The sequence below is a fragment of the Clostridium sp. AM27-31LB genome (genome assembly GCF_003480745.1).
Lineage (GTDB): Bacteria > Bacillota > Clostridia > Lachnospirales > Lachnospiraceae > Butyribacter > Butyribacter intestini.
Genome location: NZ_QUJS01000008.1, coordinates 65,575 through 87,246 on the forward strand (window position 1 = coordinate 65,575; position 21,672 = coordinate 87,246).

18 protein-coding genes are annotated in these 21,672 nt (G+C 36.3%); 12 read left to right on the top strand and 6 right to left on the bottom strand.

Going from position 1 to position 21,672, the window contains the following annotated elements:
* The first annotated feature begins 195 nt into the window (after positions 1-195).
* The 5 genes from DW721_RS11925 to trxA all read left to right on the top strand — a co-directional run bounded on the left by DW721_RS11925 (position 196) and on the right by trxA (position 4,123).
* Entirely contained in the window at positions 196-669 is a 474-nt protein-coding gene (locus DW721_RS11925) for a 3-isopropylmalate dehydratase small subunit (protein WP_118745879.1), read from the top strand.
* Between the two features lie 4 nt (positions 670-673).
* Entirely contained in the window at positions 674-1,921 is a 1,248-nt protein-coding gene (locus DW721_RS11930; protein ID WP_118745880.1) for a homoaconitate hydratase family protein, read from the top strand.
* A 32-nt stretch (positions 1,922-1,953) separates the two neighbouring features.
* Positions 1,954-2,445: a 3-isopropylmalate dehydratase small subunit 2 gene (locus tag DW721_RS11935; protein ID WP_022013193.1), complete on the top strand. Its 492-nt coding sequence runs from the start codon at positions 1,954-1,956 to the stop codon at positions 2,443-2,445.
* 10 nt (positions 2,446-2,455) lie between these two features.
* Positions 2,456-3,700, top strand: a complete 1,245-nt coding sequence (locus DW721_RS11940) for a 3-isopropylmalate dehydratase large subunit (RefSeq protein WP_118745881.1) — start codon at positions 2,456-2,458, stop codon at positions 3,698-3,700.
* Between the two features lie 78 nt (positions 3,701-3,778).
* A complete protein-coding gene (gene trxA / locus DW721_RS11945; protein WP_279221183.1) occupies positions 3,779-4,123 on the top strand; it encodes a thioredoxin in 345 nt (114 codons plus the stop codon).
* Between the two features lie 193 nt (positions 4,124-4,316).
* Here trxA and DW721_RS11950 read toward each other — a convergent pair whose 3' ends face one another.
* Both DW721_RS11950 and DW721_RS11955 read right to left on the bottom strand, forming a co-directional pair.
* The gene (locus DW721_RS11950; protein WP_118745883.1) at positions 4,317-7,139 is read right to left on the bottom strand and encodes a leucine-rich repeat protein; all 2,823 of its coding nucleotides are present in this window, start codon (positions 7,137-7,139) and stop codon (positions 4,317-4,319) included.
* 170 nt (positions 7,140-7,309) lie between these two features.
* Positions 7,310-7,744, bottom strand: a complete 435-nt coding sequence (locus DW721_RS11955) for an Rrf2 family transcriptional regulator (protein WP_055941359.1) — start codon at positions 7,742-7,744, stop codon at positions 7,310-7,312.
* 283 nt (positions 7,745-8,027) lie between these two features.
* Between DW721_RS11955 and DW721_RS11960 the strand changes: the two genes are divergently transcribed.
* Together DW721_RS11960 and DW721_RS11965 are read left to right on the top strand one after the other, a co-directional pair.
* Positions 8,028-8,297, top strand: a complete 270-nt coding sequence (locus tag DW721_RS11960) for an acylphosphatase (protein WP_055941362.1) — start codon at positions 8,028-8,030, stop codon at positions 8,295-8,297.
* Between the two features lie 26 nt (positions 8,298-8,323).
* Complete coding sequence (locus DW721_RS11965; protein WP_118745884.1) at positions 8,324-9,532, top strand: NlpC/P60 family protein; 1,209 nt, start codon at positions 8,324-8,326, stop codon at positions 9,530-9,532.
* 156 nt (positions 9,533-9,688) lie between these two features.
* On the opposite strand, the gene DW721_RS11970 is transcribed toward DW721_RS11965, so the two are convergent.
* Complete coding sequence (locus tag DW721_RS11970; RefSeq protein ID WP_118745885.1) at positions 9,689-11,800, bottom strand: collagen-binding domain-containing protein; 2,112 nt, start codon at positions 11,798-11,800, stop codon at positions 9,689-9,691.
* Positions 11,797-12,651, bottom strand: a complete 855-nt coding sequence (locus DW721_RS11975) for a class B sortase (protein ID WP_118745886.1) — start codon at positions 12,649-12,651, stop codon at positions 11,797-11,799. The genes DW721_RS11970 and DW721_RS11975 overlap by 4 nt, the downstream gene beginning before the upstream one ends.
* A 266-nt stretch (positions 12,652-12,917) precedes the next feature.
* Between DW721_RS11975 and DW721_RS11980 the strand changes: the two genes are divergently transcribed.
* Entirely contained in the window at positions 12,918-14,891 is a 1,974-nt protein-coding gene (locus DW721_RS11980; RefSeq protein ID WP_182436309.1) for an EAL domain-containing protein, read from the top strand.
* Between the two features lie 383 nt (positions 14,892-15,274).
* Positions 15,275-16,435: a nitronate monooxygenase family protein gene (locus DW721_RS11985; protein ID WP_118499218.1), complete on the top strand. Its 1,161-nt coding sequence runs from the start codon at positions 15,275-15,277 to the stop codon at positions 16,433-16,435.
* 96 nt (positions 16,436-16,531) lie between these two features.
* Here the strand turns inward: DW721_RS11985 and DW721_RS11990 are convergent, their stop codons facing one another.
* Entirely contained in the window at positions 16,532-17,380 is an 849-nt protein-coding gene (locus DW721_RS11990) for a hemerythrin family protein (RefSeq protein WP_118745888.1), read from the bottom strand.
* Between the two features lie 255 nt (positions 17,381-17,635).
* Between DW721_RS11990 and DW721_RS11995 the strand changes: the two genes are divergently transcribed.
* The 3 genes from DW721_RS11995 (at position 17,636) to secG (ending at position 21,112) form a co-directional block, all read left to right on the top strand.
* Positions 17,636-18,787: a DUF4300 family protein gene (locus DW721_RS11995; RefSeq protein WP_118745889.1), complete on the top strand. Its 1,152-nt coding sequence runs from the start codon at positions 17,636-17,638 to the stop codon at positions 18,785-18,787.
* Between the two features lie 183 nt (positions 18,788-18,970).
* On the top strand, positions 18,971-20,515 hold the full coding sequence (gene gpmI / locus DW721_RS12000; RefSeq protein WP_022013472.1) for a 2,3-bisphosphoglycerate-independent phosphoglycerate mutase: 1,545 nt from the start codon (positions 18,971-18,973) through the stop codon (positions 20,513-20,515).
* A 348-nt stretch (positions 20,516-20,863) separates the two neighbouring features.
* A complete protein-coding gene (secG, locus tag DW721_RS12005) occupies positions 20,864-21,112 on the top strand; it encodes a preprotein translocase subunit SecG (protein ID WP_055941376.1) in 249 nt (82 codons plus the stop codon).
* A 244-nt stretch (positions 21,113-21,356) separates the two neighbouring features.
* Here secG and DW721_RS12015 read toward each other — a convergent pair whose 3' ends face one another.
* On the bottom strand, positions 21,357-21,611 hold the full coding sequence (locus DW721_RS12015; RefSeq protein WP_118745890.1) for a UPF0175 family protein: 255 nt from the start codon (positions 21,609-21,611) through the stop codon (positions 21,357-21,359).
* Positions 21,612-21,672 lie beyond the last annotated feature (61 nt).

Consider the following 21,672-nt stretch of genomic DNA (forward strand, 5'->3'; position numbering starts at 1 on the left):
TATTATAAAAGAGGGGATAGTCGAAGCAGCTACAGCGAAAATATATGCAGACAGTTCACAGTCAATCAAAAATGTGATATACTTAAAAAGCACTTTTTGTTATACGAATTAGGTATTTGTGAAACGCTTATAATCTATTATGATTAAATTGTTTTGTGAATATCTATTATACAAATATAATGGAGGAAACTATAGATGGGTAAGATTTTTAAATTCAATCAGGATGTTGATACTGACCAGATAATTGCTTCACAGTATCTTCTTTTTCCTACAATTGATGAGATGAAAACACATACATTTGAGTCACTTGACCCTGATTTTGCGGCAAATGTAAAGCCGGGGGATTATGTTGTGGCTTCTGAAAATTTTGGCTGCGGTTCTTCAAGGGAACAGGCACCAAGCGTTTTGAAAGCACTCGGAGTCAAGGCAGTTATAGCAAAATCATTTGCTAGGATTTTTTATAGAAATTCGATCAATATCGGACTCCCAGTTATTGTCTGTAAAGATTTACACGAAAATGTAAATGCAGGTGATGAGATGGAACTTGATCTTCAGGAGGGTATCGTGCGTGTTGGTGATAAAGAATACCAGTGCACAAAACTTCCGGCATATATGCAAGGAATACTTGACCAGGGCGGTCTTATTGCATCATTAAATAAGGAGGTTTAATTTCATGGGAATGACGATTGCAGAAAAGATTATTGCGGCAGCCGCAGGTGTAAATGAGGTTAAGCCGGGAGATATACATACAGTAGAACTTGACAGACTTATGAGTAATGATGGAACAACACATCTTACAATAGACATGTATAACAAACTTAAAAATCCGCATATTGCAGATGTAAACAAACTTGTCTGGATAGTAGACCACAATGTTCCATGTGACAGTGTAAAGACAGCAGCTTCACACAAGAAGATGAGAGATTTTGCAAAGGAGCATGGCATTAAGTTTTATGAGGGTGCAGGGGTGTGTCATCAGGTTATGATGGAAAATCATGTTACATCAGGTGAACTTATTTTTGGTGCTGACAGTCATACCTGTGCTTATGGTGCTGTTGGTGCATTTGGTACCGGTGTTGGATGTACGGATTATCTTTATGCCATGGTTACAGGTAAGTCATGGCTTCTTGTTCCTGAAACACTTAGATTTAATCTTAAAGGGAAACTTAAGGACGGTGTTTATGCAAGAGATCTTATCCTTACTATTATAGGAAAGATTGGTGCAAATGGTGCAAATTACATGGCTATGGAATTTGGCGGTGAGGGACTTAAAACTCTCAACATGAGCGACAGAATATCTATCTGTAACCTCTGTGTTGAGGCAGGTGCCAAAACAGCACTTATGGAAGTTGACGATATAACGATTGATTATCTTAAGGAGCATGGAAGAAAGCCAAAACACAGCTTTTCAAGTGATGCTGATGCTAAATTTGCAAAGGTCTATGACATTAATCTTGATGAAATTGAGCCAATCGTTGCAAAACCTCATTTTGTGGACAGCGTAGTACCGGCAAAAGAATGTTTAGAAACTCATATTGACGAGGCATTTCTTGGTTCATGCAATAACGGACGAATTGAGGATCTCCGTGTTGGTGCAGAACTTATCAAAGGAAAGAAAGTTGCTCCGCTTGTTCGTTTCCTTGTGGTACCGGCAAGTGCGGCAGTTTACGAGCAGGCACTTAAAGAGGGCATTATCGACACATTTATGGAATCTGGGGCAATAGTTATGAATCCGAACTGCAGCGTATGCTGGGGAAGCTGTCAGGGTGTTATCGGTGAAAATGAAGTTCTTATAAGTACGGGAACAAGAAACTTTAAAGGCCGTGCAGGACATAAAGACTCATTTATCTATCTTGCATCAGCCGCAACAGTGACAGCATCAGCGATAAAGGGTGAGATTACAACGGCTGATTTATTGTAGAAAAATCTAAATAACGAAAAGAGGAAAAATACATGGCACAGTTTAGTGGAAAAGTCTGGGTGCTCGGTGATGATATAGATACGGATATTATTATTCCAACTGAGTACCTTGCATTAGAGACAGTCAATGACATGGCACCGTATGCGTTTTCACCACTCAGACCGGAACTTGCAGCACAGATTAAAGAGGGTGACATTATAGTTGCCGGAAAGAATTTTGGCTGCGGTTCTTCAAGAGAGCAGGCACCTGAGATTATAAAAGCACTTGGTATAAAATGCGTTATCGCAAAATCATTTGCGAGAATATTCTTTAGAAATTCAATAAACAACGGTCTTTTGCTTATCGAGAATGATAAACTTCACGATGATGTGAAAGAGGGTGACAGTATTACAGTTACAGTTAATGAAAATATAGAGTATGATGGAAATAAATATCCTATAGCATCACTTCCGGATAATCTTGTTGAGATAATCGATGCAGGCGGACTTGTAAAAGCAATGCGTAAATTAAATGGATTAGACTAGGAGGTAAGTTATGGGTTCAACAATTATTGAAAAAATCATTAGAAATAATGTCGGCAAAGAAGTAAAGCCGGGAGAGATAGTTACCGTAAATGTTGACAGAGTTATGGTACATGATATTTTTATTCCATTTGTTGCCTCAAAGTTTGAGGAGATGGGATTTACGAAGATATGGAATCCTGACAAGGCGGTTCTTATATATGACCATCTTGTGCCGGCAAGTCAGGTTGATGACACAAGACATTTCCGTATTGGAAATGAATTTGTGGAAAAATATGGAATGAAAAATATTCACCGTTCAGACGGAATCTGTCACCAGCTTATGACAGAAGCAGGATATGTTAAACCTGGAAACATAGTTTTTGGAACAGACAGCCATACTACTACATATGGATGTGTTGGTGCATTTTCATCAGGAATCGGTTATACTGAGATGGCAAGTATTCTTGGAACGGGAACGCTCTGGATTCGTGTACCTGAGACTATCAAGGTAAATATCACGGGAAAACTTCCTGACAATGTTATGGCTAAAGATATTATCCTGAAGCTTATTGGAGATCTCGGTGCTGACGGTGCGACATATAAAGCTCTTGAATTTGCCGGAGATACAGTGGAAAATATGTCGGTGGCTTCAAGAATGTCAATGTCAAATATGGCGATTGAAGCAGGAGCGAAATGTGCATTATTTACACCTGACGAGAAAACAGCAGAGTATTGTGAAATCGAGCTTACTGACGAGCAGAAAGATTTGGTCGGTGACAGTGATGCGGTTTATTCAAGAGTTATAAATTATAAAGCAGAAGATTTAGTACCTGTTATGGCTTGTCCTTCAAATGTCGATAATGTAAAACCAATTTCAGAGATTGAGGGAAAAGAGATTGACCAGGTATTTATCGGTTCATGCACAAACGGAAGGCTTGAGGACCTTATGGCAGCGGCAGAAATCCTTAAGGACAAGCATGTAGCACCTTTTGTAAAACTTATCGTTACGCCTGCAAGCCGTAAGATATACAGACAGGCGGTAGAGAATGGAACGATGGAAATCCTTTCAAAAGCAGGTGCGATAATAACACATCCAAGCTGTGGACTTTGCTGTGGACGAACAGGCGGTATTCTGACAGACGGAGAGACAGTTGTTGCAACAAACAACCGTAATTTCCTCGGTCGTATGGGAACATCAAAAGTAGGTATCTACCTTGCGTCACCAAAATCGGCAGCAGCTTGTGCAATAGCAGGAAAGATAGTAGTACCGGAATAGTAAGCTGCTTTTTGACAATAAACCAGACAATTTGTGTCTGTGCACACCTGACACAAATATTAGGTGTGAATATATTATATTTCACGCTATGCACGGAGAATGTGTGCAGAAATGAGGAGTAATATGGTTAAGAAAATAGTAAATAACGATATGAGTGAAGTTTTAGCAAGCAAATGTGCATTAGTTGATTTTTCGGCTGCCTGGTGTGGGCCTTGCAATATGATAGGACCTGTAGTAGAACGGTTGTCAGAGGAAAGAGATGATGTAGAGTTCTTTAATGTCGATGTTGACAAAAATCCTGACCTTGCAATGAAGTACAGAATACAGAGCATACCTGCACTTGTGTTATTTAAAGACGGTGAGGAAGCAAATAGGAGTATAGGCTTTATAACTAAGGGCAAGATAGAAGAATTTATTTCTTAATGTCTTATTGCAAGCCAGCTATGCTTATATAGAAAATGTTGATGCTTAAAATGTAAGATGATTTATTTATTGCAATAAAATAAGCCCCCTGTTATTAACTGTTATAAAACAGAAAATAACAGGGGGTTTTGCAATCAATAAGATATTTATGGTACGCTTTGCTGTTTTAAAATCTCATGCAGGTGATAATGTACTATTTCTTTACAATTTTCATAGATTTATTAAAACCTGTTTTTGAAGTGAGCGTTTTTCTGTATTTTGCATAAGCCTTTTTCGGAACATAAAATTTAGCTTTTTTATTGATGTTCTTAAAAGCATTTCGGCCTATTTTTGGCGGCTTACTTCCTTTAAAGGTGATACTGTTGAGTTTTTTACATTTTGCAAAGCAGTCTTTTCCCAGAGTTGTTATATTTGCATTTATGCACACCTTTTTTAATTTACTTTTGTTATAAAATGCCTTAGGTGCAACAGAAACAACTTTATAGGATTTATTTTTATATTTTACCGTATTTGGAATGACTATATTAGTTTTGCTTGAAGTGGGGTATAAGTATTCCAAATATTTTTTGGACGAGTTTGATATTTTAAAATAAATACCACTCTTTTTATCTGCAAATTTAGTTTTTGCAGATGCTGATTTTTTAGTTGGTGCAACAGTCGGAGAGACTGATGGTGTACTTGTCGGTGCAACAGTCGGAGAGACTGATGGTGTATTTGTTGGTGCAACAGTCGGAGTATCTGACGGTGAGTTAGTCGGCATAACAGTCGGAGAGACTGATGGCACATTAGTCGGTACTGATGTCGGAGCTGCATCCGGGTCACTAGGTGGTGCTGTTGGTGCGGTATTGTCAGTTGGAGCCGGTGTTGGAGCCGGTGTTGGAGCTGGTGCCGGAACAGGAGTTGACGGTGGCTGGGAGGTATTTGCAGGCTCAGTGGTTGGAGCTGCCGTTGGCTTAGTAGTAGGTGTATTTGTAGGCTCGGTGGTTGGAGCCGCCGTCGGTTTAGTAGTAGGTGTATTTGTAGGCTCGGTGGTAGGAGCTGCCGTCGGTTTAGTAGTAGGTGTATTTGTAGGCTCAGCAGTCGGAGCTGCCGTTGGCTTAGTAGTAGGTGTATTTGTAGGCTCGGTGGTTGGAGCCGCCGTTGGCTTAATAGTTGGTGTAGGTGTAGGCTTTGTGGTAGGTTCCGCAGTTTCTAAGGGGTCGGCAATTCTTATATTTTTTGTTATGGAATTTCCAAAGTAACTTAGAACGATACTGTAATTTCCGTATATATTCTTTAATTTTGCCACATCGTCTGTTTCAATAGCCAAAATTGTTTCATATGAAGAATTTTCGTCATTTTCATCTGACTGAGTAGTTTCCAATGTTATGAGAGGATATACGGTATTGTTATCATCAGTGTTATCTGAGCTGTCAAAAATGACTTTTCCATCTTTAATTATCTGATAGTCAAGGTTACGCATTAAAATTGAATAATCAGGGATGTAAGTCTCATCATTTTTATTTATAAATTTAAGTTTATAGCTATAATCATGATAAAATTCCGTAGGATATATAATGTCGGGACCGTCAGTTATCTCAAAAGACTTAAAGTCAGTATCATCAGGCTCGGAACCTGATTTTTTGTATATGCTCCATTTTTTTATATTATCTTCTGTTTCGGTTTTAAGTTCTGCAAAAGTATCCTTTGTGCCATCGATACTGAAAGTACCATCTGAACTCTGCGAAGAAGTGACATATGTATGTCCGTAATTAAAGTTACTTATGATTTCTTGTGTGTCAACAACATTTAATCTTGTTGTGCCGGTCACATTACCTGATATTCTAAGTGTCTGCTTGTTGTTTAATAATATTGAAGCATTTTTTTGAGTATCGTCAGCAGGAGCTAATGATAAAAGTGTTTCTGTTATGGCAGGATTGCCTGTAAGCTGTCTGAAATCTAGTATTGTGTTATTTCCTAAGATTACATTTTTAACATCAAAAATATTTGAGGAGTCAAAATTTATCCTTGAATTATTATCAAGTTTAAGACAGTCTATGTCATTTAAGCTCATTGATGATGAAAATACATTTTTTGTTAATGTAACATTTACTTTTCCATTATGATTTGCTGTATCAAATCCTGTTATGCCGGATACCTGTGCTGAAGAATCAGGGTTGTCGGCATAAAGATTTATGTCAACATCACTATTGAGAATACTTGAGTCAGAGTAGCCGCCACAATGAACGACAGAGTCAAGAAACTTGCCGCTTAGGTTTAAAGTTGCAGGGATATTTCTTGATTTGAAGTAATCCCCCGCATATATGTCGGCAAATTTTGTTTCGGCATTGGCATTTATAATATTGACGACAGTGTTCCCGCCAAGAATACTGTTATCTGTATTCAGTCGGTATGCACCACCGGATATATATGGGCGTATTTTACTCTGTGCTTCAGAATCAAGTTTTGTATTTACATTATCTATTGTAAGTGTATGCCCTCCAACATAGATTGCCGTGCTTTTAAAAGCTTCCGTTCCCAAAATTTCAGAAGTTGTATTGGTATTATAATTTAAAGATGATTTTCCAAGTATTACTTCAGGTGCTATCTGAAGTCTCATATCTTTAAATGTCACATCTGCGGCGAGCTGGATGGCAGCCCTTAACTGCAAAATGGATTTTTCAGTATCATTGCCTGCAATAGTAATATTTTTGTTAATTATAAGTGGAAGGGCAGAACCATCCGTACCTTTTTCATATTTTGTATATTGAACAGTATCAATAAGAAATAAGGTTTGTCCATCTTTAATATTTTTTAAAGCTGTTCGTATGTTTAGGTATGGATTGTTAAGTGTTCCATTTCCTCCTTCGCCCTCACCGTCTTTTAGATAAATGATGTTTTCCGAGGTCTGAGCTTTTGCAGTCATACACATATCTGAAAATGGAGTATGTCCGGTAAACACTGATACTGCATGAAGTGGTACTATACATAATGTCAGTATCAGGATAAATGAAATGTGTCTGTAGAATTTTTTCATATTCAAATCGCCTCCTATTATTCAAAATTAACAGTTTGTCTTGCATTTCTTAAGTTTTAAATTAAAAATAAAACCTCACAGATTATATATCTGTGAAGTTTATTTTAGCTTCAATATTTAGAAACATTATAACATGATACATTTGTTAAATGAATAATAATTTCACCATTTTAGATGCAATAATCACCCGAACCCTCGATATGCCAGGATACAAGATCCTCAAGTGTTATATTGTCGACAACATCGCAGATGGCATCATACATTTTTTGCCATACTACAAATGTAGCACAATTGCTTTTTCGTTCGCAGCTGTCGGCATCTTCCTCGACACAGGTGACGGGTGCTAAAGAACCTTCGGTGAGTCTTAATATCATTCCGACGGTATAGTCTTTTGGGGCTTTTTTTAACAGATAGCCACCATGAGGTCCGCGTATGCTCTTTACATATCCGGCATTATTTAATATGGAAATTATTTGTTCAAGATATTTATCTGATATATTCTGCCTTTTGGCTGCTTCTTTTATACTTACAGGTTTTTCGTTACAGTGCTGTGCTATGTCTATCATAAGCCTTAAAGCATATCGCCCTTTTGTTGATATTTTCATTTTATTTATTCCTCATTTCTGTGTATGTTTATTGATAATATGTTGTTGTGTTTAAAAGGTGTTTTGAAACTTGTATCACAACATAAAAATAGTGTTTGGAAATTAAAACTTTACAGACACTAATTATATATTATATACTATAATTCATAGTAATTCAATATAATTTATGGGAAACCCGGTAAAAGTTTCAGCCATAAATTATATACAGCAATACTTGACGCATTCAGCTAAAGCGGATAGTATTATAGCTAATGAAAAAACATATAGTGAGGTGATTAGAGACATGGTGAGAAAACAGATAAGATTTCGTGGAAAAGTTCAGGGTGTAGGATTTAGATACCATGCTAAAAATGCAGCATCATCATTAGGTCTTACGGGATGGGTTCGCAATGAAAGTGACGGTTCAGTATATATGGAAGTTCAGGGCGAAGATGTATTGGTAGAGAGATTGCTTCTTAATCTAAACTCAGATACATATATAGATATACAAAATGTTGAAATCCGAAGTATAGATATAGTCGAAAAAGAAAATGGTTTTAGTGTTGCATACTGATACAAAAGATTGAAAGGGGAAGAAAATTGAAGCGTAAATTTATGATATATGGTTTGATAGGTGGGGTCTGTCTGTTGGCAGGAGTTGCGGCAGCAGGTTCCGGGACTTTAAATAAATCTGACAATAAAAGAAATGAAACAGTTTCGGTTGTTTCATATAAAAATATGGAAGACAAAGGAAAGTCAGATAAGAGTGCAAATGCTACAACAGGTGCGGTAAGTACAACGACGGAAGCAATAACCTCATACGCATCTGGCAGAAAGCCGGAAGTCTCATTACGTATGAATAAAGGAAATTCTCAAAAGAAAAACAAAGCGGCGGATAAGAAAGTTAAGAAAAATCCAAGAAAAGAGATTGTGAAAATTGCAAAAAAATATAAAGGAAAGATTACATATCTTTGGGGAGGAAAGCCTACAGATGCTCAAATTAAAGGAAAAGAGCAGCCTAAGAAGCTTGATTGTTCAGGATTTATCCAGTTTGTTTATTCAAAATACAATAAGAAGAGGATTGAGTCACTGGGGTCGACTATTTCGATATCAGGTTTGCCGAAAATAAAAAAGAATGAGCTACAGCCGGGAGATATAGGTCTAAGAAATGGTACCGGTTCACTTTATTTTGACGCTGATGGAAAATCTTACTCAGAGCCGGGGATGGCACAGGATGCAAATGAGAGTAAGGAAAAGTCTTTTGATAAGAAGATTAAGGCAAGAAAGACTAAAAAAACACAACTAAAAGATAGGATTGAAGAAAAGAAAGATAAAATATCAGAGTATAAAGATAAGATAACTGCTCTGAATGGTAAAAAAGATGAGGTTATTGATATATCTGAATCAGAGATTTCATCTGACAATGACGAGCAGCAGGAGGAAATATCAGAGGAGAAGGAACAACAAGACCAACAGCAAAGAATTGAACAACAAAAAAAGAATAATGAGAAAATAAATGCTTTGATAAAATCGTACAATGAAAAAATAAAAAAATGTCAGGCGGATATAAATGGTTATTCTGAAAGGATTAATAAATATGATAAGCAGCTTAAGAAACTGAAAAAACAGCGTAAAAAATATAAAAAAGATATTGAGGAAAGTATAGATCATGTTGGGATATATTGTGGAAAAAATAAGAAAGGTGAAGCAACATGGTGTCATTGTTCGTCATCTAAAGGTGGCGTGGTGTATGAAGTGACTGACATTTTCACACATTACTACAGTGCAAATGATTATCTTTCAGAATAAATATTATAACATTATGAGAAAAGTCCCCCACTTCTATTGCTTAGGGCAATAAGCGGGGGACTTTTCTGTACCATGAGTGACACAAGTAATTTCTGTTATGTGCAGGTAGCAGAGTGGATTATGAATATCCGCTTGCCGGGGTGCATTGAACAGATTTTAAATATCAGTCTTTTTTGTTCTGCTGATTAAATATGCTCTGCCACCAAAGAATATTATTCCTGCACCTGATAATACTAGTGTTACGATAAAAGGCAGAGAGTTATTTTTTTCTCCGGTAGAAGGAGAACCTTTTTGTCCTGATGGAAGTTCGGGTTCCTCAGAGTAAGTGTCTGTATCATCATTGTTGTGTGAAGTCTTTTTGACTTTTGGAGCCGGTGTGTTTTTAGGATTATCAGTGTCAGTTGGTGTATCAGTGTCAGTTGGTGTATCGGTGTCTGTCGGTGTATCAGTGTCCGTTGGGACAGGAGTGTCCGTCGGAGCAGAAGTGTCTGTCGGTGGAGCAGTCTGCGACGGTGTATTTAAAGGAAGTGTTGGAGCAGTCTGCAACGGTGTGTTTATAGGAAGTGTTGGAGTTACACTTGGTGTAACTGTCGGTGTCTGGGTGTTAGTCTTACCGGGAACAACAGGTGTATTCGATGGTGATGGAGCCGGCGATGGATTTGGAATCGGCGTTGGAGCCGGTGTCGGCGAAGGTGTGATTGCCGGACCGGTTGATGAAGTTGCATCAGGTGTTGCCGATGGAACGATAGCTGACGGACTAGCCGGAGGAACTACAGACGGCGAAGCTGACGGGGCAACGGTTGGTCTGACAGACGGCTCAGAAGTCGGAGCAGTTGTCGGTTTAACAGTCGGAGTAGTTGTCGGTTTGACGGTCGGTTTAACAGTCGGAGCAGTTGTCGGTTTAACGGTCGGCGTAACAGTCGGAGCAGTCGTTGGTTTGATAGTCGGAGCAGTTGTCGGTTTGACGGTTGGCTTGATAGTTGGAGCAGCCGTCGGTTTGACAGTCGGTTTAATAGTTGGAGCAGTCGTCGGTTTAACGGTCGGCGTAACAGTTGGAGCAGCCGTCGGTTTGACAGTCGGTTTAATAGTCGGAGCAGTCGTTGGTTTAATTGTCGGTTTTGCTGTAGGTGCAGATGTTGCAGGAGTCGGAGTGCCCTGGTCACGAGGAACTTCACCGTAAGGATAAAAATGTCCTTCTGCTGCACAGCATGAAATCTTTTCAACTATATATCCGCCCTCAAAACAACCACCTGATATTTTTATATCAGCATTTGGAGCAAGAACATGACCAGCAAGGTATTCAAAAGCAAGTTTCTGCGTCTGAGGGAAGTTCCAGATGAGTTTTACACCTGACAGATCCATTTGACCTGACTGAATCGTTGAAGCACTTTTAAGGTTTTTAAGTCCGTGTGCATCATCAAGAAGATATGCATTTTTTTGCTTATTATCATGTGAGATATAAAATGTTTTACCATCACCTTTGGAGGTTGATATAAATACGGCTTTTTGGTTATCACCTGATTTTACAAAATCATAACTGCCGCCTAGGGCAATAGGCTTACCTTTTTCAAAGCTGATAATATGCTCCGTTGAAACAAGCTCATCTAAATCCTTAACTCCATCAATAAGAATCCAGTCAGCCTGTTTTGAAATACTTTCAGGTATATATACGGAAGTGACTTTTGATGAAAAAGGTATTGTAAGGAGTTTTCCAAAATAATTGTCTATGCGTGCATTTTTTAAATTTTTCTCAGTAAGAGTAAGTTGTCGTTTTTCAGCCATATCCTGAGCTTCTTTTTTTAATGAAGCAAATGCTGAAGAGAAGTTTATATAAGCACTGTTTTTATCAGGATATTTAGTGATAGAATGGCATTTTACAAATAGAGATTTATCGTGGTAATATGCCGGCTGGTTTAATAATTTCTGATAATCAGGTTTACCTGAAAGAAAATGACTGTTGTAGCATCCGCTGTAGTCGTCTATGTGTTTGATATAATTCAGATATGAAGGTGAGACAGCCCCGTTTCCGAAAGATTTTAAGTTTGCAATACCGCCGCAGGCTGCTGCACCTACAAAGTGGTTGGAAGTCTTTAGATCATCTTTGACAAAAAACTGGTAATCACTTAGAAACTGTTTGTAGCTGTATTTTTTGCCGGAATCAGTATATACAGGTGCGGCAGCTTTACTGGTGATAAAACCACAGGTGCTAATCAGCAAAAGAGAAATACAGGTTATTAGTGCAATGATTTTTTTTGACTTATGTTTCAAAATTTAATCCTCCATTCATTTTGTTTTAATGCGATTATAAAAAAACGTGATCTGTCGTTTGAACCGCAGGTTGATAAGACAAGCATATGCTGATTTTTTGATGATATGCTTTTTTTTAAGTGGATTGTATTTTTGTGGGATAAATTTAATCGGACGGTATTTAGAAGTTTTATCAGTCCCTCATTAGAATTTTTAAAAGAAGAAGGGATATTTTTAGTGCCCCAGACTGCATTAGTCACTATCTTATATCTTATTTTAGATATTGGTGTTATGATGTTGATATAGCATTTTACTTTAGAAAAATCAGTGTTATCAAACCGGTGCAGCATACCAAACATAGAGCCATTCTTCATATTATGCCCGTATAGAACGGTTAATGCATCAGAAAAATCTTTTTTACTGCCGGTTTCTGAAAAAATGCATCCGGGATAGCCAAAACTTTTATCAAGATTGTGCGTCAGGTAATAATTATTTATCCGTTTGTGCTGGAGAACCGGATATGAAATACCAAGTTTCGGAATTTGTATCCATGCATAAATATCGTTATTGTGTTTTTTAAGAGAATTAAAATCTACATCAGGAATTTTTGCGATATCTAAACCATGGGAGCTTTTAATATTCTTATTCCGTGTGTTTTCTGAGTTGTCATTACTGTTATCGTAAAAAGAAATTTTGTCGGTATCTTTCCATGTGTTTTCTCTTATCAGTTTATTTTGGATTTCTTTATATGTGTGTTCTTCATTTGAAAGCTGTTGCCTGTAACGGTAAGAAAATACAAGCCATATTGCTGCTGCAGCAACAAAAACAGCAATAAAAAAACATAAGAAAAAAATATTCAATTTTTCTTTCAAAGCAAATCTCCTTTACATAAAAATGTGTAGTCCATTTTTATTAAAAGAAAAGATAAGATATGACAAGACATAGTATTGGCTTATATTGGAAAAAAATATACTTAAATCCGGAAAGATATTTAAATTAAAACCTGATAATGTCAGAATACACAAAAACATGGCTTGTGTGATAAGTGTGTAAATGTATAAATAAAAGTAAAAAAATAGTAGTATATTTTGTCAAAAAGTTGTATTATAAATATATATATTTTAGGTGGAGGATGACTATGAAAGAAAATGAGAAACTGTTTGGAAAGATGTCAAGTCATCTTGCGGAGTATGATTATCTGACGGGGCTTCCAAACAGACGCGGACTTTATGAATTTTATGATATACTTGAAAGTAAAGATAGTATTCATGCTATGTTTATAGATATTGATAATTTCAAGCGTGTAAATGATATATATGGGCACAGCATGGGAGATGAACTCCTTATATGTATAGCAAAGCTTATAGAAGAAAATGTTTCTGGTTTTACATCGAGAATCGGAGGAGATGAGTTTGTTGCACTTATTGACGGTAATATGACGGAAGATGAGCTTAAGAGTACAGCGGAAACTCTGCTCAGACAGATGGAAAACATAGATTTTAGAAAGGACATACTTTCTAATGTATCCCTCAGTATAGGAATCGTTACAAGGCAGAGAGTGAGCACCATGCTCGATGATATTTTACATAAATGTGACTCTGCAATGTACGAAGCAAAATATGATGGAAAGAACAGATATGTATTTTTCCGGGAAAATGATAAGAAAGTACAGCGAAACAGAAATATGGAAATCGAGATGGACGATGCATTAAAAAACGGTGAATTTATTGCTTATCTTCAACCAAAGGTAAACATGATATCAACAAAATTAACCGGAGCAGAGGCATTATCCAGATGGAATCATCCTGATGACGGTATCAGGACACCCGGAGTATATATATCATTGTTTGAAAAAAACGGTTTTATATCTAAGCTTGATATGTATATGTTTGAGGAAGTCTGTCGTATAAAGAAAAGTTGGAAAGGCAAAAAATATGAGCATATTCCGGTGTCAGTCAATATGTCAAGACTGCATCTTTACAATAAGAAATTTCCTGATATGCTTGTTGAGATAGCAGACAGATATGGTATAGATCACAGTGAACTTGAGATAGAGATTACGGAGAGTGTTTTTGTTAAAGACAGTGAAGAACTGATAAGAAATGTAAAAATGTTGAAAGATAGACATTTTATTGTTTCTATTGATGATTTTGGTTCAGGTTTTTCAGCACTTAATCTGCTTAAAGATCTGCCGGTAGATATTATTAAGATAGATCAGGAATTTCTTAACAGTTCCGGTGATGATGACAGAGGTAAGAAAGTTTTGAGAAATGTCATAAATATGTGCAAAGACTTAAAGCTGGATGTTGTCACCGAGGGTATAGAAACTGAAGAACAAAGAGATTTTATCGTAAGATGCGGATGCCAGATAGCACAGGGGTATTTCTATTCAAAGCCGCTTCCGGTTGATGAATTTGACAAATTTGCGAATGAATATATAACTAATGATGACACCAGTTATGTATTTAGGCTTAATGGTAATGTAAAATCGGATGATGGAAAGCTTGAGGCAGATACAAAATGCTTTAGTGAACTGAAATTTGATACCGGTATATTTAAAGAAAGCAAGGCACTTGTATTTCCGGGAGGTCCAAAGGAAGAACAGGTTATAGAACTGCCGCATGAGATTTTGTCAAGTGATAGTTTTATGGTTTCGATGTGGATATACCCTACAGAAGAACATTCTTGGAGATGTGCTTTATATGTAAAGTATGAGACTGGTTTTTTTGGCATGATTCCAATTGCGTGGGAAGGTCATTCATCTTTCAGAATAAGAGATTCAAAGGAAGTAGATGGCTGGTATGATATCAGTGGATGTAAACTTCAGGTGAATGAATGGTCCCATTATGTTGTGAGTTATAATGCAAAGACTGAAACTGCTTATGCATACATAAACGGACAGCTTGTCGGAAGCATGAAAAATGTTCCGGGAAACCGTTATGCAAAGCGTATCGTGCTCGGTGGTGATGTTTTTCAGCCGTCATTTATCGGGAAGATATGTGAAGTAACATTTTATAATGAGATAAGAGATCATGATTTTGTAAGTGAACTTCATCAGTCATATGTGACAAGAGATGATTTTATCGGATTTGAGATAGGAATAGACAAATAGATTTTAATGAGAAAACAATGACCCATATTAAACAATGTTAGGTTTTAAATTACATTTGTTTAATATGGGTTATTTTTTAATGCATGGGAAAATGTCCGTAAAGTAGTGTGACACCAACAAGAATTGCTTTGCAATTCTTGTTGCAAAACGCTGGTTTTGTACTTTTTGTGTATAGGAAAATACTCGTAGCGTAGTGTGACACCAGGACAAAATGTAATACTTTTTTTGTGCGAATAAATGTATATGGTTTTAAAAACTACATAAAATAGAAAAAGATACAAGAAAACATTGACAAGAAAACATTATAGGTATATACTTAGATTAGTTTGATAATCAAACAAAATTGATAAGCGAAAAAAACGCGTGCAGAAATGAGGATTAATATGGATATATATGAGTGTGGAGAAAAGTTGAAAGCTCTCCGTATTGGAGACATGGTGGCAAAAATACCTATCATACAAGGTGGAATGGGAGTCGGCATAAGCCGTTCAAAACTTGCAGGTGCAGTTGCAGCAGAAGGTGGAATAGGTATTATATCGACGGCACAGATAGGATATGATGAGGATGGTTTTGAGAAAGACCAGGCAGGCTGTAATCTTTTAGCCATAAGAAAACATATAAAAAGAGCAAAAGAGATAGCGTGCGGCAATGGTCTTGTAGGTGTAAATATCATGGTGGCATTAAAACATTATAAAGAGCATGTTATGGAGGCAGTTGCGGCCGGAGCGGATGTTATAATAAGCGGAGCAGGACTTCCGGTTAAACTTCCTGAGTATATAGGAAAAGCAAAAACCAAAATAGCACCTATAGTTTCATCAAGGCGTGCGGCGGATATAATACTTAAGATGTGGGCGAGAAGATATGACAGGACAGCCGATTTTGTTGTGATAGAGGGGCCAAAGGCAGGGGGACATCTGGGATTTTCAGATGAAGAACTCGCAGATATTGAAAATATTGATTATGACGAGGAGATAAAAGATATTATCGAATGTACCAAAGAGTACGGTGAAAAATATAATACACATATACCTGTTATCGTTGCCGGTGGGATATTTGACCATGACGACATTATCCATGCACTTGAACTTGGGGCAGACGGAGTACAGATAGCGAGCCGTTTTGTTGCGACAAAAGAGTGCGATGCATCGGACGAATATAAGCAGGCATATCTTGATGCAAAGGAGGATGATGTAAAAATAATCAAAAGTCCTGTCGGTATGCCGGGGCGTGCGATAAGAAATGATTTTATAAAGCGTGTTGAAAAAGAAAAACAGCCGGTGGACAAATGTTACAACTGCATGAAAAAGTGTAATCCTAACGAAGTGCCATATTGTATAACAAAAGCACTTGTCGATGCCGTAAATGGAGACATAAATAACGGACTTATATTCTGCGGTGCAAATGTGGGGCGTATAAATGAAATGACAACTGTTCATGAACTTATGAAAGAACTTGTCCGGCCGACAGATAAAAAAATACAGGATGAAAATGAAACACATGATATTCAGAATGTATATTCACAGAGAGATAAAATGATAAGCTGATGGAGCGTAAAAAAGGAAAGACTAAACTGTTGCTTTTAATTTTAAGAAATGCAGAAGATAAACGGCTGTCGCAGTGAAGATGCGGCAGCCGTCTTTTTAATCTATACTGATGTTGTTTTCTTTGATGTATTCACCTAGTTTCATATCTGAAGCTAAAATGTGGTTTGAAAGCCAGTTTAAAAGATAATTTATGAGTTCAAACAAATATGTCTGCTGGTGTTCGTCAATCTCATCAAGTTCGTTTATATCAATATGAACAAGCTTGTCAACAAAAGCTGCGTGAGCCTTTTTTTGGGCATCAATACCCGGATAAGATATTTTTTCCATAAGGGCTTCTTCATCACTGAAATGAGTTTCAGTGTAAGTTTTAAGTTCATCGAGAAGACGCATAATCTCATCATATTTATCATGGAGAAGTTTTTCATGAATAAGGTCATTGGTCTGCTCGATTATCTCAAAAAGATGGCGGTGTTCGTCATCAACAAGTGGAATGTCAGTTTTATACTTGTCTGTAAAGGCAAACGGGTTGTCATTTTCGTTTTCATCTGAGTGCTCAACAAGTTTGCCAATCATAATGTCGCTGCCTAAGATATGTTTATATAACCACTGAACGATATAAACGAGAATATCATTTAATGATTTTTTAGTAGTTTCATTAGAAGAAGTATCAAGTTTAAAACTATTTACCTTTTCTGTAAAAACCTTGTGTTCTTTAATCTGTGAGTCAAGCTCAGGGTCATTGATTTTTTTCATATATGCTTCTTCATGGGCAAAATGAACAGCCGCATAATCGTTAAGTCCTTTAATAAGATTTTTGGCAATATATGTAACATCTTCAGTTTTGTCAGCAAGAGCAATGGCATCATTTATCATATCGAATAATTTCTTGTGTTCGTCATCTATTTCTTTAATGCCAATCATACAATCCTTAGTAAATTCGTACATGAAAAACCTCCTTAATATTTATATGTACTCTCGAATTTATTTGTTTGAAAGATTCCGGGAGTATGTTTATGTCTTTTGATACGGCATTATTATATAACAATATTTTAAATATTACTATATCAATTTGAAAAATGGATTAAATTTGTTTAAATGTAATAAAATCTTAATTGTATTTTTCTTCTTTATGCTATAGAATAACTTCTGCATTGTACTTGTTGATAATAATTATTATTTTAAGAAAGGCGGATTATAATTATGAAAAAAAGAATTATAGCTGTTATGTGTATTATTTTGTCGATTGGTTTATTGTTTGGAAAAAACGATACTAATGCTTCTACGAAGTCTCCGTTGATATATGCCGGCAGCGAGAATATTACAGGCGGTAAATATACACTTGGTCAAAAATCAAGACTCAGACTTAACATAAAAAATAAAAAACAGTATAAAAAAATAACATTCAGAACTGAAAATTTCAAAAAAATTAAAATAGATAAAAAAGGAACTGTTACGGCAGGAACTTCTAATGGTACAGGCAATATTACAGTAACTGGAATAACAAAAGATGGAAAAAAATATAATTCACATCTAAAAGTAACGGTTACTGATACTCTGGGAAAATATTCAAATCTTACTGATTTAAATACACAAAATGAAGTGAAAAAATATCTCATTGATGCCGGTGTTTCAAAGAAAAATGTAGAGGCGTGGCTGAAAGATGTGAATGAATATAATAAGACTATTAAAAATACCAGTCTTGTGAAAAAAGGATATAAAAAACTTGGTCTTAATGTACCAGTGTATAATGACACTAAAATAGCGGAGTACTGGTCAAAGAAGTATAATATGTTTATCGGATATAATTGTCGTATAACTGCATTTGATCTTTTAAAAGATTATGTGAAAATAGGAAAAAATGTAAAGACGGATACAACTGAATTGTTCATGGATAGTGATGCGTTGAAAAATTCACCTTATCAGAAATATAACAAAAAAGATACAAAGAAGTTTGAAGCATTATATTCAAGTATTAATACTGTTTATTCGACTAATACAGATAAACATATTAGTGTTTTCAAAAAATATCGAAAAAAGAATGATATTAAACTTGCCAATGATAAGACTAAGGCATCTCTTATAACAGTTGTTTTTCATTCCAGCTTCAGTAAAAAAGAGAATGAACTTTTTATAGGTCATGCAGGGGTGCTTGTGCCGTTAAAAAATAAAAAATATATTTTTATAGAAAAACTTTCGTTCCAGTCACCATATCAGGTTATTAAGTTTGAATCAAAACAGCAGCTTAATGAATATCTTATGAGAATGTATGATACGGAATGGGGACAGGATACAGCTAAACCATTTATTATGGAAAATAATGATGTTTTATCATGTTATCATTCTGTACGATAATACAGATGTGACAAATGAGAGGAGAAACTTTCGCAAAAGGGTGCAAAAATGTTTCCTTTGACTTCCTGTATTAAATAATGTATAATTTGTTGTCGGATAAAAATGTAACTACTTTAAATGTGATGTAGGGAAAATTTTTTGAACCTATATCAAAATATTTTTTATAAAGAAAGGATAACGATTATGAGTAAGAAACCGGTTGTATTGATGGTACTTGATGGTTATGGTTTAAATGATAAGACAGAGGGAAATGCTATCGCACAGGCAAAGACACCTGTTATGGACAAACTTATGAAAGAGTGTCCGTTCCAGAAAGGAAATGCAAGCGGACTCAGCGTAGGACTTCCAGATGGACAGATGGGTAACTCAGAAGTTGGTCATATGAACATCGGTGCCGGACGCATCATTTATCAGGAACTTACACGAATTACAAAAGCTATTGAAGAGGGAACATTCTTTGAAAATAAAGCATTACTTGCAGCAGTTGAGAATGCAAAGAAAAACAATTCAGATCTTCACCTTTTTGGTCTTCTCTCAGATGGTGGTGTGCACAGCCACAATACACATCTTTATGGACTTTTGGAACTTGCAAAGAGAAACGGTCTTGAAAATGTATATGTTCATGCTTTCCTTGATGGTCGTGATACAGCACCTACATCCGGAAAGGGCTTTGTAGAGGAACTTCAGAAAGAGATGGACAAAATAGGTGTCGGTAAGATTGCATCTGTACATGGACGCTATTATGCAATGGACAGAGATAACAACTGGGACAGAGTAGAAAAGGCATATAATGCACTTGTAAAGGGTGAGGGTGTTAAGGCTGATGATGCTGTTAAGGCAGTAGCAGACTCATATGCACAGGATGTAAATGATGAGTTCGTTGTTCCAACAGTTATTGAGGAGAACGGAAAGCCTGTTGCAACTATAAAGGCTAACGATTCAGTTATCTTCTTTAACTTCAGACCTGACCGTGCCCGTCAGATTACACGCACTTTCTGTGATGAAAGTTTTGACAAGTTTGAGAGAGCAAACGGATTTATGCCTCTTACATTTGTATGCTTTACAAATTATGATGAGACTATTGGAAACAAACTTGTTGCATTTGAGAAAGAGAGTATTGAAAACACATTTGGTGAGTTCCTTGCAGCACATGATATGACACAGCTTCGTCTTGCTGAGACAGAGAAATATGCTCATGTAACATTTTTCTTTAACGGCGGTGTTGAAGAACCAAACAAAGGTGAGGAGCGTTCACTTGTAAAATCACCTTCAGTTGCTACATATGATCTTAAGCCTGAGATGAGTGCACCTGAGGTAAGTGAGAGACTTAATGAAGCTATCGCATCAGATAAATATGATGTTATTGTTATCAACTTTGCAAATCCTGACATGGTCGGACATACAGGAGTTATCCCGGCAGCGGTAGCAGCAGTTGAGAAAGTTGACGAGTGTGTCGGAACAGCAGTAGAGGCAGTTAAAAAAGCTGACGGAGTATTATTTATCTGTGCAGACCACGGAAATGCAGAGCAGATGGTAGATTATGAGACAGGAGCACCATTTACTGCTCATACAACAAATCCTGTTCCGTTTGTTCTTGTAAATTATGACGATGCTTACACACTGAGAGAGGGCGGATGTCTTGCAGACATAGCACCTACACTTATCGAGATTATGGGACTTGAACAGCCAAAAGAAATGACCGGAAAATCACTTCTTATAAAAAAATAGTAAGTAACTGTTGTAACAGTTCAGCCTTTCATTTCTTCATTCATAAACCTGCCAGTAAACTGTCAGTCGCTGCTATGCAGCTTTTGTATATTTCATTTTAGAAATGAAAGGCTATTCTACCATAAAAAGAGAATTTGGCATACAATGAACAAGTTCATTGTATTACCAATTACTTTTTATGGCTGAACTGTTACCAAATAGAAAAAATATATTGAAATATATGTAACATTATGATAGACTAGATTAGTACAGTGTTTTTTGCTGTACTAATCAGTTTATGACAATAATCTTTATGTCAGGGCATGAAATTTATTGTTTGAGTTTTAGTTGAATGGAGGAGCATAGTCGATGATTAAGACAATTCATGGAATTTTATTGATTCTATACATTATCGTATGTGTTGCACTTACAGTTGTAGTTATTCTTCAGGAAGGCAAGCAGGCAGGACTTACAGGAGCTATCAGCGGAGCAGCAGAGTCTTATTGGGGAAAGAATAAAGGTCGTTCTATGGAGGGCGGACTTGTTGTAGCTACAAGAGTTCTTGCAGTATTATTTGTTTTGATTTCACTTTTATTGAATCTTAGTATTTTTTCATAATAGTAACAGTTCAGTAATAAAAAGAAAATCGACAATATAGTGAGTTTGTTCATTATATTGTCGATTTTTTTTATTGGTTATTACATTCACCTGCCTGTTTTAGAGCCATTTGAATTACCGTATCGCTAATATAAAAACCATTATTACGGATTGCATCGATGTTATCTTTGACAGAGGTTATAATACCCTCTTTTTTTGCTTTTAGTAAAACACCAATTGTTCCGGAGTGGAATTAACGATTACCCTACGCATTATTCATCTCCTCTAAAAATTCATCTTCATCATCAAAATTAAAAATTGATATTCCATTGTTGCTTAGATAATTTATAAATTCTTCCTCTGTCATTCCGGCAATCTGGGCACTGTATCCTATAGAAATATGATTTTTGGTATAAAGCATGAGAGCGATTGACTTTTTAGCAAAATCATTTGCCTGTTCTTCTGTCATTTTTGTATCATATAATACTTCGTCTGGTATTTTTATTGCAATGCTGCACATTTTAATCACCTCCGAAAATGTTTTTAAGATATTATTGTATATATTATACTTAAAATAAACA

Bases quoted from the DNA above. Each gene is read 5' to 3' on its own strand.
- DW721_RS11940 (WP_118745881.1), top strand. From the start codon at position 2,456: ATGGGTTCAACAATTATTGAAAAAATCATTAGAAATAATGTCGGCAAA.
- DW721_RS11985 (WP_118499218.1), top strand. From the start codon at position 15,275: ATGGATATATATGAGTGTGGAGAAAAGTTGAAAGCTCTCCGTATTGGA.
- DW721_RS11955 (WP_055941359.1), bottom strand. From the start codon at position 7,744: ATGAAAATATCAACAAAAGGGCGATATGCTTTAAGGCTTATGATAGAC.
- DW721_RS11935 (WP_022013193.1), top strand. From the start codon at position 1,954: ATGGCACAGTTTAGTGGAAAAGTCTGGGTGCTCGGTGATGATATAGAT.
- secG (WP_055941376.1), top strand. From the start codon at position 20,864: ATGATTAAGACAATTCATGGAATTTTATTGATTCTATACATTATCGTA.
- DW721_RS11995 (WP_118745889.1), top strand. From the start codon at position 17,636: ATGAAAAAAAGAATTATAGCTGTTATGTGTATTATTTTGTCGATTGGT.
- DW721_RS12015 (WP_118745890.1), bottom strand. From the start codon at position 21,611: ATGTGCAGCATTGCAATAAAAATACCAGACGAAGTATTATATGATACA.
- DW721_RS11950 (WP_118745883.1), bottom strand. From the start codon at position 7,139: ATGAAAAAATTCTACAGACACATTTCATTTATCCTGATACTGACATTA.
- DW721_RS11930 (WP_118745880.1), top strand. From the start codon at position 674: ATGGGAATGACGATTGCAGAAAAGATTATTGCGGCAGCCGCAGGTGTA.
- DW721_RS11980 (WP_182436309.1), top strand. From the start codon at position 12,918: ATGAAAGAAAATGAGAAACTGTTTGGAAAGATGTCAAGTCATCTTGCG.
- DW721_RS11925 (WP_118745879.1), top strand. From the start codon at position 196: ATGGGTAAGATTTTTAAATTCAATCAGGATGTTGATACTGACCAGATA.
- DW721_RS11990 (WP_118745888.1), bottom strand. From the start codon at position 17,380: ATGTACGAATTTACTAAGGATTGTATGATTGGCATTAAAGAAATAGAT.
- gpmI (WP_022013472.1), top strand. From the start codon at position 18,971: ATGAGTAAGAAACCGGTTGTATTGATGGTACTTGATGGTTATGGTTTA.
- DW721_RS11960 (WP_055941362.1), top strand. From the start codon at position 8,028: ATGGTGAGAAAACAGATAAGATTTCGTGGAAAAGTTCAGGGTGTAGGA.